Consider the following 15279-nt stretch of genomic DNA (forward strand, 5'->3'; position numbering starts at 1 on the left):
TCATGGTGACTGCCCCATCCGCCCCTGCTGCCATCCCCGAAGAGGACCGCTTGCGCGCGGATTTCTACAACTTTCTTGGTCTTCTGCTGGCAGGTCCGCCGGATCAGTTTCTGCTGGACCAGATGGCGGGGCTGAGCGGGGATGACACGGAACTGGGTCAGGCCATCGGTGCCATGGCACGGGTCGCAAGGGTCACCAAACCCGCCGCTGCCGAACGCGAATTCAACGCGCTGTTCATCGGGCTGGGGCGTGGTGAGTTGCTGCCCTATGCCAGCTATTATCTGACCGGTTTTCTCAATGAAAAACCGCTGGCGCAGCTGCGGCAGGACATGGCCGCGCGCGGCATCACCCGCGCGCCGAACGTCTATGAACCCGAAGACAACGTCGCCTCGCTGATGGAGATCATGGCCGGGCTGATCGTGGGCCGGTTTGGCTCCGTGGCCGGTCTTGAGGACCAAAGGACGTTCTGGAACAAACATGTCGGCCCCTGGGCCGGACATTTCTTTACCGATTTGGAAGCCGCCGAGAACTCGGTGCTCTATGCCTCGGTCGGCAGCGCCGGCCGGGTCTTCATAGAGATCGAGCGCGAGGCATTCCGGATGACGGCGGCGTGATCCGCCACTCGCCAGCGCCCGCCCGGGCGCTACATCGCAAATGGGAAAGGAGGACTCCCATGAGCAAGACCAAGGAAGATGGCGCAACGCGCCGCGACTTCCTGAAACTGGCTGGAACCGCAGCGCCCGCTGCCGTTGCCGCCGCCAGCCTGAGCGGCAAGGCCGAAGCTGCCGAGCAGCCGACGGATGACACCCGCATTCAGGACACGGCGCATACGCGCGCCTACATCGACAGCGCCCGCTTCTGAGCGCGACTCTAAATAGCGCATCCAAGCGCACCGACAGCGCCCGGCCACGATCCGGACGAGGTCATACCCGGCAGACGGTTGCGATTGGCCCTGACGCCGGTTTTGGGAGGACCAAGCCAGCCGCGTGAAACGTGGCCAGCAAGGGAGGAGAGAAATGCTTAGGAAAAAGACCAACGGGGTTGCGAGACGCCCCCAGCGGACTTCGATCCTGTCCAAGGTCGGCGACACGCGCGTTGACCGCCGCGCATTCCTGCGTGGCTCGGGCCTGACGATCGGCGGCCTTGCCGCGATCAGCGCCACGGGTGGAACCGTGACGCCAGCCAGCGCCCAGACAGCGGCAAACACCGCCGTTGAGAATATCAAATCCATATGCACTCACTGCTCGGTCGGCTGCACGGTCGTTGCCGAGGTACAGAACGGAGTCTGGGTCGGGCAGGAACCCGGCTGGGACAGCCCGTTCAATCTGGGTGCACACTGCGCCAAGGGGGCCTCGGTCCGCGAGCACGCCCATGGCGAGCGTCGCCTGAAATATCCGATGAAAAAGGAAGGCGGAGAGTGGAAGCGCATCAGCTGGGAAGAGGCGATCAACGAGATCGGCGACGGCATGATGAGCATCCGCGAAGAATCCGGGCCGGACAGCGTCTATTGGCTGGGGTCCGCGAAGCACAATAACGAACAGGCCTATCTGTTCCGCAAGTTCGCCGCCTATTGGGGCACGAACAACGTGGACCATCAGGCGCGTATCTGCCACTCAACCACTGTTGCGGGTGTTGCGAATACATGGGGCTACGGCGCCATGACCAATTCGTACAACGACATCCACAACTCTAAGGCCATCTTCATCATCGGCGGCAACCCGGCCGAGGCGCATCCCGTCTCACTGCTGCATGTTCTGCGCGCGAAAGAGCAGAACAACGCGCCGCTGATCGTCTGCGATCCGCGCTTTACCCGCACCGCAGCGCACGCGGATGAATATGTCCGGTTCCGCCCGGGCACAGACGTCGCTTTGATCTGGGGCATCCTCTGGCACATCTTCGAGAACGGCTGGGAGGACAAGGAATTCATCCGCACCCGTGTCTGGGGCATGGACCAGATCCGCGACGAGGTTCGCAAATGGAACCCCGATGAGGTGGAACGGGTGACCGGCACCCCGGGCAGCCAGCTGCGCCGCGTGGCGCGCACCATGGCCAATAACCGTCCCGGCACGGTGATCTGGTGCATGGGCGGGACCCAGCACACCAATGGCAACAACAACACCCGCGCTTATTGCGTGCTCCAGCTTGCGCTTGGCAACATGGGCACCTCGGGTGGTGGCACCAACATCTTCCGGGGCCATGACAACGTGCAGGGCGCGACCGACCTTGGTGTCCTGTCCCACACCTTGCCCGGCTATTACGGTCTGTCGAATGGCGCGTGGGCGCATTGGAGCCGTGTCTGGGGTGAAGATGTCGACTGGCTGAAAGGTCAGTTCGCCACGATCAAGGACAAGGAAGGCAAGGACAAGCCGCTGATGAACGAGCGCGGCATCCCGGTCTCGCGCTGGATCGACGGCGTGCTGGAAGACCCGGCCAACATGGATCAGGACAACAATGTCCGCGCCATGGTGCTGTGGGGTCATGCTCCGAACTCGCAAACGCGGGGTCCGGAGATGAAGACGGCGATGGAGAAGCTGGACATGCTGGTCGTGATCGACCCGTACCCCACCGTTTCCGCCGTTCTGCATGACCGTACTGACGGCGTGTACCTGTTGCCGGCCTGTACGCAGTTCGAAACCCGTGGCTCGGTCACGGCCTCGAACCGCTCGCTGCAATGGCGCGACAAGGTGGTTGATCCGCTGTTCGAAAGCCTGCCGGACGAGGTCATCATGGCCAAGTTTGCCAACAAGTTCGGCTGGGCGGATCGGCTCTTCCGCAATATCGAGATGGAAGATGCGGAAACCCCGAATGTTGAAAGCATCACGCGCGAGTTCAACTCGGGCCTCTGGACCATCGGCTATACCGGTCAGTCGCCGGAACGTCTGAAAAGCCATATGGCCAACCAGCACACGTTCGACAGAACCACGCTGCAAGCCATTGGTGGACCCAATGACGGCGAGTATTACGGTCTGCCCTGGCCGTGCTGGGGCACGGCTGAGATGAGTCATACGGGGACACCCAACCTCTATGATATGTCCAAACCGGTGGCCGAAGGCGGCCTGACCTTCCGTGCCCGTTTCGGCGTGGAGCGCGATGGCGACAACCTGCTGGCCGAAGGGGTCTATAGCGCCGGGTCGGAAATTCAGGACGGATATCCTGAATTCACGATGCAGATGCTGATGGACCTTGGCTGGGACGGTGATCTGACCGCCGAGGAACGCGCGGCGATCGACGCCGTTGCAGGACCGGAAACCAACTGGAAGACCGACCTTAGCGGCGGCATCCAACGGGTCGCAATCAAGCATGGCTGTGCGCCCTTCGGGAATGCCAAGGCCCGCGCGGTTGTCTGGACCTTCCCGGATCCGATCCCGCTGCATCGCGAGCCGCTGTACACGCCGCGCCGCGATCTGGTCGAGGACTATCCGACCTACGAGGACCGGCATGCCTATCGCCTGCCCACCCTTTATGCGTCGATCCAGAAGAACGACTTTTCAAAGGATTATCCGATAATCCTCACGTCAGGTCGTCTGGTCGAATATGAAGGCGGAGGTGAGGAAACCCGGTCCAACCCGTGGCTGGCCGAGCTGCAGCAGGACATGTTCGTCGAGATCAACCCACGCGACGCCAACAACCTTGGCATTCGCGACGGGGCGCAGGTCTGGGTCGAAGGTCCCGAAGGCGGCAAGGTCAAGGTGATGGCGATGCTGACCGAAAGGGTCGGTGCCGGGGTGGCCTTCATGCCATTCCATTTCGGCGGCCATTTCCAGGGTGAGGATCTGCGGCACAAATATCCAGCCGGGGCCGATCCATATGTGCTCGGCGAAAGCTCGAACACTGCCCAGACCTATGGCTATGATTCAGTGACCCAGATGCAGGAGAGCAAGTGTACTCTCTGCAAGATCTGGGCAGCGTGAGGAGGACGATAAATGGCTAGAGCGAAGTTTCTCTGCGACGCTGAACGCTGCATCGAATGCAATGCCTGCGTGACCGCGTGCAAGAACGAGCACGAGGTCCCCTGGGGCATCAATCGCCGCAGGGTGGTGACGATCAATGACGGCAAGCCGGGCGAACGCTCGATCTCGGTGGCCTGCATGCATTGTTCGGACGCGCCCTGCATGGCCGTGTGCCCGGTCGACTGCTTCTATCAGAACGAAGAAGGGGTCGTCCTGCACTCGAAGGACCTGTGCATCGGCTGCGGCTATTGCTTCTACGCGTGCCCGTTCGGCGCGCCGCAGTACCCGCAGGCGGGCAACTTTGGTTCGCGCGGCAAGATGGACAAATGCACCTTCTGCGCCGGTGGACCCGAGGAAACCCACTCGACCGCCGAGTTCGCCAAATACGGGCGCAACCGGATCGCCGAGGGCAAGCTGCCGCTCTGTGCCGAGATGTGCTCGACCAAGGCGCTGCTGGCCGGTGACGGCGATGTGGTCTCGGCCATCTACCGCGAACGCGTGGTGGCGCGCGGCTTTGGCTCGGGCGCCTGGGGTTGGGGCACCGCCTACGACCAGAAGGGCGGCTGATCCGCGCATGGGACGGCCCCGGAGGTGATCCGGGGCCGCTCGCCTTGGTGAAACCCCGTCTTTCGGCGGGGATGCGTTGCGCAACGGAGGCATGGCATGACCCCAGACGTCTATTGGATTCTGCGGCTGACGATCAATGACGGTCAGGAAGAGGCGTTCGAGACGCTGATGCCCGAAATGGTCGCCTCGACACTGAAGGAAACCGGCGCCAAGGCCTATGAGTGGCACCGCGAGGGGTCCGAGGTGCATATCTTCGAACGCTATGCCAGCGCCACCGACGCGATGATCCACATGGGCAATTTCGGCGCCCATTTCGCCGACCGCTTTCTGGCTGCACTCACCCCCACCGGCTTTGACATCTATGGCGCCGTCAATGACGAGGTGCGTCAGGCGCTGGGTCCGATGGGGGCGAAATTCCACGACCAGGTGGGCGGCTTCGACCGTTGATCCGGAACCTTTGGGAGACCCGACCGATGCGCCCTCTGCTTTCGCTGCTCATCCTGCTGATCTGGACCACCTTCGCCTGGGCGCAGGAAGCCCCCGCCCCCGATCCGGACCGCACGGCCACCGGAGGCGCCACGACGCTGGAGGACATTCTGGCCCGTCAGCGCGGCGAGAAAGTGGACAACAGCCACCGCGCGGGCAACACCGGTCAGGGCAATGTCGAGGCGCTGATCGGGCAGTTGGGAACACGCGGCATCGCCTCGGACAGCGACCTATACCGCGCGTTGCGCTACGGCTCGGCGGATATCACCGTCTCGTCCCGCAGTCCGGCGGCGGATGTGATCATTCAGGACAGCGGTATGTGGTGGCTCAATTTCCGCACCGGCCCGCTGCGCCTATATGGCACCTACGCGATGGGCGGGATGCTGGCCATTCTGCTGCTGTTTTTCCTGATCCGGGGCAAAATCCGCATCGATGGCAAGAAAACCGGCCGTACCGTCACCCGCTTTTCCGGCTTTGAACGCTTCGGCCACTGGCTGTTCGGCGGCTCGTTCCTGATCCTTGGCGCCACCGGCCTGATCACACTCTATGGCCGCGACTTCCTGATCCCGCTCATCGGCAAATCCGGCTTTGCCACCATCGCGCTGGCCTGCAAATGGCTGCACAACAACCTCGCATGGGCCTTCATGCTGGGGCTGGTAATCATCACCGTGAACTGGATCGCCCATAACCTGCCCAACCGCCACGACCTGAAATGGCTGGCGGCGGGCGGCGGCCTTTTCACCAAGGGCAGCCACCCGCCCGCGCGCAAGTTCAATGCCGGGCAAAAGCTGATCTTCTGGGCCTGCGTCATCCTCGGCATCTCGATTAGTCTCTCGGGTCTGTCGCTTCTATTTCCCTTCGAGCTGCCGATGTTCGCAAAGACCTTTGCCATCGCCAATGCCACCGGCCTGCCTGAGTTGATGGGGCTCAATCTGCCCGAGCAGATGTCGCCGCATGAAGAGATGCAATATGCCCAGCTCTGGCACCTCATGATCGCCTTCGCCTTCCTCGCCATCATCTTCGCCCATATCTATCTGGGCTCGGTCGGGATGGAGGGCGCATTCGACGCCATGGGCACCGGCGAGGTCGAGGAACAGTGGGCCCGCGAACACCATTCCCTGTGGCTGGAGGAGGTCAAGGGGGCTGACGCCTCGCAAAGCGCCCCCTCACCGGCGGAATAGATGCGGCGTCTGGCGCTAGTTTTGGCCCTGCTACCGCTGCCCCTGAGCGCGGCGGAATTCTTCACGCTCAAGGGCCATGGCGGCCCGATCATGGGCATCGCCACCGCCCCGGACGGGCGCATCGCCACCGCCAGTTTCGACAATTCCGTGGGCCTCTGGAACAGCCACAAGCCGCGCTGGCTGGAAGGGCACGAGGCCGCCGTCAACACCGTCATCTTCAACGGCACCGCGATCTATTCGGCGGGCGACGATTTCACCCTGCGTCGATGGCCCGGCGGCGATGTGGTGGGCCGCCACAAGGGCAAGATCGTGAACATCGCGGCATCGAAAACCCATATGGCCACCGCCAGTTGGGACGGCACCATTGGGATCTGGCCGGTGGACGGATCTGAGCCAGTAATGCTTGGGCCCACTGGCAGCGGCGTCAATGCGGTCACGTTCAGTCCGAACGGCACGCGCCTCTATTCCGCTGGCATGGACGGCACTTTGCGGGAATGGGACATGGCCAGCGGAGCCGAGACGCGCCAAATCGTGAAACACGGTTTTGGCATCAACCAACTGGTGCTCAACATTGCAGACGGCTGGCTCGCCTATGGCGCCGTCGATGGCGTCACCCGCATCATCGACCCGGAGACCGGCGCGGAGTTGCACGATTTCACCCTGGACCGCCGCCCCATTCTGGCGCTGGCGCTGAGCCCCGATCGCCGCCAGCTCGCGGTGGGCGATGGCGAAGGCTATATCATGGTGATCGACACCGAAAGCTGGACCATTGCCCGCGATTTCCGCGCCACTCTGCACGGGCCGGTCTGGGCGCTGGCCTTTTCGCCCGATGGTCAGAACATCCACGCCGGCGGCATCGATGACGCCATGTACAGCTGGCCGGTGGCCTCGCTGGCCGAGCATGAGCAGATGGCGGGCGCCGAACGCAGCTTTCTCAAGAACCCCGACGAGATGGGTAACGGAGAGCGCCAGTTTGCCCGAAAATGCTCGATCTGCCACGCGCTCACCGCTGACGGCAAACGCCGCGCCGGGCCGACGCTGCATCGCCTCTTTGGGCGTCGCGCGGGCACGCTGCCGGGCTATCTCTATTCCGAGACGTTGAAAAACGCGGAAATCATCTGGACGGATGAGACCATAAATGCCCTTTTCGATCAGGGCCCGGACCATTACATTCCGGGCTCCAAGATGCCGATGCAGCGGATCGCCGGGGATCAGGACCGCGCCGACCTGATCGCCTATCTACGCCGCGCCACCGCAACGGATAACTGAGCCGGAGGACCAAAGATGAAAGCCTTTCTTGCCGCCGTCGCCGCGATGGTCGTGATTACTGCCTCCGCCCCCTTCGCGCTCAAGCAGATCGGTTTTACCTCTGCCGATACCACCGCCGGCCCCGCCGTGCGCCTCGACTGAATGGCCGAATACCTGACCACCCGCGAATTGGCCGACCTGCTGCGCATCGGCGAGCGCAAGGCTTACGATCTGGCCTCGTCGGGTGAGATCCCCTGCGTCCGCGCCATGGGCAAGCTGCTCTTTCCACGGGCCGAGGTCGTGGCCTGGCTCAACGCCTCGCGCTCGGGCCCGCAGGTGGCCGACCCGCCACTGCCGCAGATCGTGGCGGGCAGTCACGATCCGCTGCTGGACTGGGCGCTGCGCGAAAGCGGCTCGGGGCTGGCCACCTACTATGACGGTTCCTTCGACGGGCTCGAGCGGCTGAAATCCCGCACAGCACAAGCCGCCGCGCTGCATATCCACGAGGATGACGGGTTCAACACGCGCGCCTTGCGCGACGCTCTGGGCGAAGCTCCGGTGGTGCTGATCGAAATCGCCCGCCGCCAGCGGGGACTGCTGCTGGCCCCCGGCACCAAAGGCATCTCCAGCTTCGCAGACCTGAAGAACCGGCAGGTCGTCCTGCGCCAGCAAAGTGCAGCCAGCCAACGCCTGTTCGACACCCACCTGGCCGCACATGACCTGACCCATGACGATCTCGCCCCCCTGCCCGCCTGCGCCCGTACCGAAGAGGAACTGGCGATCGCCCTGCATGACGGCAAGGCCGAGGCGGGCTTCGGCTTGGGCGCGCTGGCGGGGCTCTACGGGCTGGGCTTCATCCCTACCCACGAAGAACGCTTCGACCTCGCCATCTGGCGCCGCGCCTTTTTCGAGCCGCCGATGCAGAACCTCATGGCCTTCCTGAGGTCCGATCGCTTCGCCACCCGCGCCAAGGAACTGGGCGGCTATGACCTCACCGGCCTCGGCCAAATCCACCACAACGGTGCCAGCGGCTGACAACGTAGCCCCTGCACCTTCATCTTTTTAAAAGTACTCCCGCCGGAGGCACGGCCCGTCAGGGCCGTACCTGCGCATTGGGAAAGAACAGTTGCTGCCCCTCCAATTGGTAGGCCGCAATCGCCGCCTGCCCGTCCTGCCCCACCAGCCAATCGACAAACCGCTGCCCCGCCTCAGCCCGCACGCCCGGATGTCGTTCGGGGTTCACCAAAATGACCCCGTACTGGTTGAAAAGCCGCGGGTCGCCCTCGACCAGCACCTCCAGGTCCCCCTTGTTGCCAAAAGCGATCCAGGTGGCCCGGTCGGTCAGCGCATAGGCCCCCATCCCGGCAGCAATGTTCAGCGTTGCGCCCATGCCCGAGCCGGTCTCGCGATACCAGTCACCCGAAGCCGCCCCGGCGTCGATACCCGCCGCCTGCCAAAACCGCATCTCAGCCTTGTGCGTGCCGCTGTCATCCCCGCGCGAGGCAAAGGGAACCTCCGCCCCGGCAACGGCAGTCAAGGCCGCCACGATGTCCTGACCTCCCTCAACCCCTGCAGGGTCCGACTTCGGCCCGATCAGCACGAAGTCGTTATACATCACGTCGAAACGCTCAACGCCCCAACCTTCGGTCACGAATTCTTCTTCCGCCGCCTTGGCATGGACCAACAGCACATCGCCGTCGCCATTGCGCGCGTTGCGGATCGCCTGCCCGGTGCCCACGGCCACCACCCGCACCTCGATGCCGGTCTCGGCCTCGAACCCGGGCAGGATATAGTCCAGCAGCCCCGAATTCTGCGTCGAAGTGGTCGATTGCACCACAATGAAAGGCGCCTCGGCCTGGGCCGCCCCTGCCCCCAATCCAAGCGCGATTACACCGGCCCGGACCCAAGTTCCGATCATTCCACTCTCTCCTGTCACATGCGCGCCGGAGCGCGTTGCGTTCATTAGCATCATGCGGCAGGCTCCGGCCACTTTGATTGCGCATGTCCGAACAGCACAAAACCGGTTCCCACTTTTGCGCGTCATGCTCTAGATCAGCAGCCCCCCGGCGAGGTAGCGCCTTGCCGCCTCGCTCCGCGGATTTTGCAGCACTTCATCCGCAGGCCCGTGTTCAACCACGTGCCCGCCCTGCATCATCACCACATCCGCCGCCAGGCGCCGCGCCTGACCGATGTCGTGGGTTACCATCACGATCCTCACCCCACGGCTCGAGGCGCGCAGGATCATCTTTTCAATAGCCTGCGTGGCCGCCGGGTCCAGCGCGCTGGTGGGTTCGTCCAGAAACAACACTTCGGGTTCCGTCGCCAGCGCGCGCAGGATCGCCAGCCGCTGCGCCTCACCACCTGAAAGCGAGCGCGCCGATTGCCGCGCCTTGGCAGCCAACCCTCCTTCGTGCAACAGCTCTTCGATCCGGACTCGGCGGGCGGGACGGTTCAGCCGCCGCCGCCGGAGCACGAAATCCAGATTGGCCGTCACCGTACGCCGCAGCAGCACCGGGCGCTGAAACACCATCGCCTGCCGCGCCTTTTGAATGGGCCCGAGGTTATGGCCATCCTGTAGCACGCGCCCGGCCTCCGGTACGATCAGCCCATGCAGGCAGCGCAGCAGCAGGCTCTTGCCCGCGCCGTTCGGCCCCAGGATCAGCGTCGGCCCGGGCCCATCAAGCAGCAGCCGCGGCACATCCAGCAGCGTGCTGCCATTGTGTCCGATAAGCAGGCCCCGGGCCTCCAGCGTTCCCATGGTGTCGGCTGTCAGATCACGCATGGCTCAGCCCTTCCTGTTCCGCCCGCAGGCTCAGCAGGCTGACCAGCGCGTTCACCGCAACCGCGATGCCAATCAGGATCGCCCCCAGCGCCAGCGCCAACGCCAGATTGCCCTTCGAGGTTTCCAGAGCGATGGTAGTGGTCATCACCCGGGTCACATGGTTGATGTTGCCGCCCACGATGATCACCGCGCCCACCTCGGCAATCGCCCGCCCGAACCCAGCCAGCAGCGCCGTGACCAGCGCCAGACGCGCGTCCCATAGCAGCACCGGCACCGAGGCTAGGCACGACACGCCCAGCGAGCGAAGCTGTTCGGAATATTCCTCGGCCAGCATCTCGACCACCTGCCGGGTCAGCGCCGCGACAATCGGCGTCACCAGCACCACCTGAGCGATGATCATGGCCGTCGGCGTATAAAGCAATTGCAACACCCCCAACGGCCCCGAGCGTGACAGCATCAGGTAAACCAGCAGGCCCACCACCACCGGCGGCAGGCCCATCAGTGCGTTCAGCAACACGATCACCGCGCGCCGTCCCCGGAACCGCCCCACCGCCAGCGCCGCCCCCAAAGGCATGCCGATCATTGCAGAAATCAGCACTGCGAGCAGCGACACGCGCAGCGACAGCAGTACAATCGCCCACAGCTCGGCATCTCCTTTGAGAATCAGGAGAAGTGCAGCACTGATTTCTGATGCAAAATTCTGCATTATCTCCCAACTAGAAACGCTAAGCGTATCAACTGCATGTTTCTTCGCCCTTATTCTAGTTCACCAACCCTACTTCGCCAGCCTCAAAACCGACGATCATCACAAAAAACACGGCCCCTCGGGAAGGGGCCGTGACGATGGCCTCCGCCATCCTGTTCGGACTGGTACCCGTGTCCGCAGGCTCAGTTCAGCGCCGCGTCGGTGATCTCGTGGGTCCAGGCGCCCTCGGGCTCGGCAGTGATCACCGGGTCCGAGCCACCGGCTAGCAGTGTCTTGACCGTGCGGTCGAAATCGGCCGGGTCCAGCGCGCCGTTCGATCCGGCGGTCAGCTTGGCGATCTCACCCATCATGCGCTTCTGATGCTCTTCGGTCTGCGCCCCGGTCGCATCGTTGTCGAGCACGATCCCGGCGGCGTCATCCGGGTTCTCCTCGGCCCATTTCCAGCCCTTCATCGACGCCCGAACAAAGCGCTGCATCTTGTCGACAAAGGCCGGATCGCCCAGCTTGTCCTCAAGCACATAGAGACCATCCTCCAACGTCGCCACACCCTGATCTTCGTATTTGAAGGTCACCAACTCATCCGGGCTGACGCCCGCGTCGATGACCTGCCAGTATTCGTTGTACGTCATGGTGCTGATGCAATCGGCCTGGCGCTGCAGCAGCGGGTCCACGTTGAAGCCCTGCTTGAGCACTTCGACGCCAGTCTCGCTCTTCCCGCCCGTGTCGATACCCAGCTGGCTCATCCAGCTCATGAACGGAAACTCGTTGCCAAAGAACCAGACGCCCAGCGTACGGTTCTTCAGGTCCTCAGGGGCGGCGATGCCGGCATCCTTCCAGCAGGTCAGCATCATGCCGGAGCTTTTGAACGGCTGCGCAATATTGACCAGCGGCAGGCCTTTTTCACGTGCGGCCAGCGCGGCGGGCATCCATTCGACCGTCACGTCGGCACCGCCACCGGCGATCACCTGCGTGGGCGCGATGTCAGGACCGCCGGGCAGGATGGTGACGTCCAGCCCCTCCTCCTCATAAAACCCCTGATCCAGCGCCACATAATATCCGGCGAACTGCGCCTGGGTCACCCATTTGAGCTGCAGGGTAACCTCGTCTGCGGCCCAGGCGCCGCCGGCTGCCAGTGTAAAGGCGGCAACCGCCCCGCTCAGTAGCTGTTTCATCATCTTCTCTCCTTGTTGCAATTGGCGCCCCGTTTTGGGGTCATTCTTGATTATCCTAACCTATCCGCGCTGTGAGGGATGCCAGAAGGTCACTGCCTTCTCGATCACCGCCACCAGCCCATAAAACGCCGTGCCCGCCAGCGCCGCTACCACGATCTCGGCCCAGACCATATCCAGTGCCAGCTGCCCTACGCTGGTCGAGATGCGAAAGCCCATCCCCACGGTGGGTGAGCCAAAGAACTCGGCCACGATCGCCCCGATCAGTGCCAGCGTCGTCGAGATCTTGAGCCCGTTGAACACGAACGGCATCGCAGCCGGAAGCCGCAGCTTGAAAAAGCTCTGCCAGTACGAGGCGGCGTATGTCTCCATCAGATCGCGCTGCATCGCGGTGGCCTCGCGCAGCCCGGCCACGGTGTTGACCAGCATCGGAAAGAACACCATCACCACGACTACGGCAGCCTTGGACTGCCAGTCGAACCCGAACCACATCACCAGAATGGGCGCCGTGCCCACGATGGGCAGCGCGGCCACGAAATTGCCCACCGGCAGCAACCCCATGCGCAGAAAATCCGAGCGGTCGATGGCAATGGCGGTCAGGAACGCCGCGCCGCAGCCGATCAGGTACCCGCTCAACGCACCCTTGAGGATGGTCTGCACGAAATCGGCCCACAATATCGGCAGGCTGTCGGCAAACCGCACCGCAATGCCCGATGGCGCGGGCAGGATCACCAGCGGCACCTGCAGGCCCCGCACCAACAACTCCCACACGCCGATAACGGTCAGGCCGAACATCACCGGCACCAAAAGCTGCACAGCACGCAGCCCGGCATGAGGCCCCCCGGCCAGCCGCGCATTGACCCACCAACCCAGCAGCCAAAGCGCCAAGGCAAACACCACCAGCATCATCGCGCGCGCCCCGCCCCCTTCTTCTGTTTGAAAATATCCCGGGGGAGTCGCGCCCGCGCGACGGGGGCAGAGCCACCTGTGTCCAACCTCGCCATCACACGATCCCCATCCGCTTCAGCACCCCACGCTCGATCAGCCCCAGCAAACCCACCAGACAGGCTGCCAGTATCGCCGCCGCAAAAAGCGCCGACCAGATCTGCACGGTCTGGCCATAGTAGCTCCCCGCCAACAGCCGTGCACCCAGACCGGCCACCGCGCCGGTCGGCAGCTCGCCCACGATGGCACCGACCAGAGACGCCGCGATCCCGATCTTGAGCGAGGCAAAAAGATACGGCATCGACGCCGGCAGCCGCAGTTTCCAGAACCCTTGCGACCGGGTGGCGTTGTAGGTCTGCAGCAGATCAAGCTGCATCGCATCCGGGCTGCGCAGCCCCTTCACCATGCCGACAACGACAGGGAAAAAACTCAAATAGGCCGAGATCACCGCCTTGGGGATGATCCCTTGCACGCCCACGGAATAGAGCACCACGATGATCATCGGCGCCAGGGCGATGATCGGGATGGTCTGGCTGACGATGGCCCAAGGCATAACCGACATATCCATCACCCGGGAATGCACGATCCCCACCGCCAGCAGAATGCCCAGCCCCGTGCCGATTGCGAACCCCAGAAGCGTGGCACTCAACGTCACCCAACCGTGGTAGACCAGCGAGCGTTTCGAGGTGATCTTCTTGCCCACCGTGGTCTCCCACAGTTCCGCCGCCACCTGATGCGGCGCCGGAAGGCGGGGCCGGTCCTGCGACCACGTGGCCGGGATGGCAAAGCTGTTCCGGGCGGCCAATCCGAACTCGTTCAGACCCCGGCGATCCTTGGCCGTTGCAGGAATCACTTCGGCGCCCGCCCTTTCGGCTTCGGTCAGCACTCCTTGGATATTCATCGGGATGCAGGCCGCGTACCACAGGACGACGATCGCGGCGACAACGCTCAGAACGGCGAGAATGGATTTCATGCGTGCCACTCCATTCTGATCACCGGAAGCGTTTCGGGCGGCTCGGGCGGCAGGCGACCGGTCTCGACGAAGCCTTCGCGCCGATAAAACCGCTGCCCATCCCGGTTTGGCTCATGTGTGGTCAGCCACAGGCTCTGTCGCCCCTCCTTGGCCTTGTCCAGCAGGCGTTTGCCGATCCCCTCACCGGTTCTGAGGCAATAAAGCGCGCCGACCTTTCCCGCCTCGGGATCGACGGACATGTAGCAATCCACCGGGTCGCCCGCGACCCAGATCTCGCGGGCCGGGAATGCCTCGCGGATCAGTGCCTCCAACTCATCCTGCGGCAATTCGGGCGGCATCCAGTCCGTCTCCTCCATCCAGGTGCTGATCACCCGGGCACAGGCCGGAACATCCTCTATCGTGGCGCGTCTGATCCCGACCTCCGCCATCACTGCCCGTCCTCATGCCCGGCCCGGAGCCCTTCGCGCACCCGGTGGGCGACCTCGATGAATTCGGGCGTGTCGCGGATATCCAGCGGGCGTTCCTTGGGCAGCGGGCTTTCGATCACATCCGTGATCCGACCTGGACGCGGGCTCATCACCACGATCTTGGTGCTGAGATACACCGCCTCGGGAATCGAGTGGGTGACGAAACCGATGGTCTTTTCGGTCCGCGCCCAGAGCGCCAGAAGCTGCTCGTTCAGGTGGTCCCGCACGATCTCGTCAAGGGCTCCGAAAGGTTCGTCCATCAGCAGGATGTCAGCATCGAAGGCCAGCGCCCGCGCAATCGAGGCACGCTGCTGCATTCCGCCCGAGAGCTGCCATGGAAATTTGCCTCCAAACCCTTCCAGATCAACGAGTTCCAGAACGTTCTTCACCCGCTCATCCTGTTCGGCGCGGGAGTATCCCATGATCTCAAGCGGCAGCTTGATGTTCTTGGCAATGGTCCGCCACGGATAAAGCCCTGCGGCCTGAAACACATAGCCATAGGCCCGGTTCCGCCGCGCTTCGTCCGGCGTCATGCCATTGACGGAAAGCGTCCCTCCCGTCGGCGTCTCCAACGCCGCGATACAGCGCAGAAAGGTGGTCTTGCCGCAGCCCGACGGGCCGATGAAGCTGACGAAGTCACCTTTGTCAATGGTCAGGCTTACATCCTTGAGCGCGTGGATCGGACCGTCGTTCGTTTGGAAAGTGAGGTCGAGATTTGTAGCCCTCACCACAGCGCTCAACTCCTGATTAGAATTCTCCACTGCTGCGTCGCCTTCTTTCCCTTGAATGGCTTGTTCAACCATTG

17 protein-coding genes are annotated in these 15279 nt (G+C 63.4%); 9 read left to right on the top strand and 8 right to left on the bottom strand.

Features of this window, described 5'->3' with window-relative positions; all coding sequences use genetic code 11:
• The first annotated feature begins 2 nt into the window (after window positions 1-2).
• The 9 genes from GOX53_RS06100 to GOX53_RS06135 all read left to right on the top strand — a co-directional run bounded on the left by GOX53_RS06100 (window position 3) and on the right by GOX53_RS06135 (window position 8467).
• Complete coding sequence (locus GOX53_RS06100) at window positions 3-614, top strand: molecular chaperone (RefSeq protein WP_171174428.1); 612 nt, start codon at window positions 3-5, stop codon at window positions 612-614.
• A 59-nt stretch (window positions 615-673) separates the two neighbouring features.
• Window positions 674-862, top strand: coding sequence for a ubiquinol-cytochrome c reductase iron-sulfur subunit N-terminal domain-containing protein (locus GOX53_RS06105; protein WP_171174429.1), 189 nt, complete (start codon window positions 674-676; stop codon window positions 860-862).
• 154 nt (window positions 863-1016) lie between these two features.
• Entirely contained in the window at window positions 1017-3911 is a 2895-nt protein-coding gene (locus GOX53_RS06110; protein ID WP_171174430.1) for a formate dehydrogenase subunit alpha, read from the top strand.
• Window positions 3912-3923: 12 nt separating this feature from the next.
• Window positions 3924-4517, top strand: a complete 594-nt coding sequence (gene fdh3B / locus GOX53_RS06115; RefSeq protein ID WP_171174431.1) for a formate dehydrogenase FDH3 subunit beta — start codon at window positions 3924-3926, stop codon at window positions 4515-4517.
• A gap of 96 nt (window positions 4518-4613) precedes the next feature.
• Entirely contained in the window at window positions 4614-4964 is a 351-nt protein-coding gene (locus GOX53_RS06120) for a putative quinol monooxygenase (protein ID WP_171174433.1), read from the top strand.
• A 26-nt stretch (window positions 4965-4990) separates the two neighbouring features.
• Complete coding sequence (locus GOX53_RS06125; RefSeq protein WP_171174434.1) at window positions 4991-6184, top strand: formate dehydrogenase subunit gamma; 1194 nt, start codon at window positions 4991-4993, stop codon at window positions 6182-6184.
• A complete protein-coding gene (locus tag GOX53_RS06130) occupies window positions 6185-7453 on the top strand; it encodes a c-type cytochrome (RefSeq protein ID WP_171174436.1) in 1269 nt (422 codons plus the stop codon).
• Window positions 7454-7468: 15 nt separating this feature from the next.
• A complete protein-coding gene (locus GOX53_RS30100) occupies window positions 7469-7594 on the top strand; it encodes a hypothetical protein (protein ID WP_256415844.1) in 126 nt (41 codons plus the stop codon).
• Window positions 7595-8467: a helix-turn-helix transcriptional regulator gene (locus GOX53_RS06135; RefSeq protein WP_171174438.1), complete on the top strand. Its 873-nt coding sequence runs from the start codon at window positions 7595-7597 to the stop codon at window positions 8465-8467.
• A 58-nt stretch (window positions 8468-8525) separates the two neighbouring features.
• Here GOX53_RS06135 and GOX53_RS06140 read toward each other — a convergent pair whose 3' ends face one another.
• The 8 genes from GOX53_RS06140 to GOX53_RS06175 all read right to left on the bottom strand — a co-directional run bounded on the left by GOX53_RS06140 (window position 8526) and on the right by GOX53_RS06175 (window position 15277).
• The gene (locus GOX53_RS06140; RefSeq protein WP_171174440.1) at window positions 8526-9350 is read right to left on the bottom strand and encodes a substrate-binding domain-containing protein; all 825 of its coding nucleotides are present in this window, start codon (window positions 9348-9350) and stop codon (window positions 8526-8528) included.
• A 129-nt stretch (window positions 9351-9479) separates the two neighbouring features.
• Window positions 9480-10214 carry an ATP-binding cassette domain-containing protein gene (locus tag GOX53_RS06145; RefSeq protein WP_171174442.1) on the bottom strand — a complete coding sequence of 245 codons (735 nt, stop codon included), beginning with the start codon at window positions 10212-10214 and terminating at the stop codon, window positions 9480-9482.
• Complete coding sequence (locus tag GOX53_RS06150) at window positions 10207-10920, bottom strand: ABC transporter permease (RefSeq protein ID WP_171174445.1); 714 nt, start codon at window positions 10918-10920, stop codon at window positions 10207-10209. The genes GOX53_RS06145 and GOX53_RS06150 overlap by 8 nt, the downstream gene beginning before the upstream one ends.
• Window positions 10921-11102: 182 nt before the next feature.
• The gene (locus tag GOX53_RS06155) at window positions 11103-12092 is read right to left on the bottom strand and encodes an ABC transporter substrate-binding protein (RefSeq protein WP_171174844.1); all 990 of its coding nucleotides are present in this window, start codon (window positions 12090-12092) and stop codon (window positions 11103-11105) included.
• 60 nt (window positions 12093-12152) lie between these two features.
• The gene (locus tag GOX53_RS06160; protein WP_171174447.1) at window positions 12153-12998 is read right to left on the bottom strand and encodes an ABC transporter permease; all 846 of its coding nucleotides are present in this window, start codon (window positions 12996-12998) and stop codon (window positions 12153-12155) included.
• A gap of 94 nt (window positions 12999-13092) precedes the next feature.
• Complete coding sequence (locus GOX53_RS06165; RefSeq protein ID WP_171174449.1) at window positions 13093-14007, bottom strand: ABC transporter permease; 915 nt, start codon at window positions 14005-14007, stop codon at window positions 13093-13095.
• A complete protein-coding gene (locus GOX53_RS06170) occupies window positions 14004-14435 on the bottom strand; it encodes a GNAT family N-acetyltransferase (RefSeq protein ID WP_171174451.1) in 432 nt (143 codons plus the stop codon). The genes GOX53_RS06165 and GOX53_RS06170 overlap by 4 nt, the downstream gene beginning before the upstream one ends.
• Window positions 14435-15277, bottom strand: a complete 843-nt coding sequence (locus GOX53_RS06175) for an ABC transporter ATP-binding protein (RefSeq protein WP_371810256.1) — start codon at window positions 15275-15277, stop codon at window positions 14435-14437. Before GOX53_RS06175 ends, GOX53_RS06170 begins: the two co-directional genes overlap by 1 nt.
• Window positions 15278-15279 lie beyond the last annotated feature (2 nt).

Origin of the sequence: Ruegeria sp. HKCCD8929 (genome assembly GCF_013031405.1) — a bacterium.
In the GTDB taxonomy this organism is placed as follows: domain Bacteria; phylum Pseudomonadota; class Alphaproteobacteria; order Rhodobacterales; family Rhodobacteraceae; genus Ruegeria.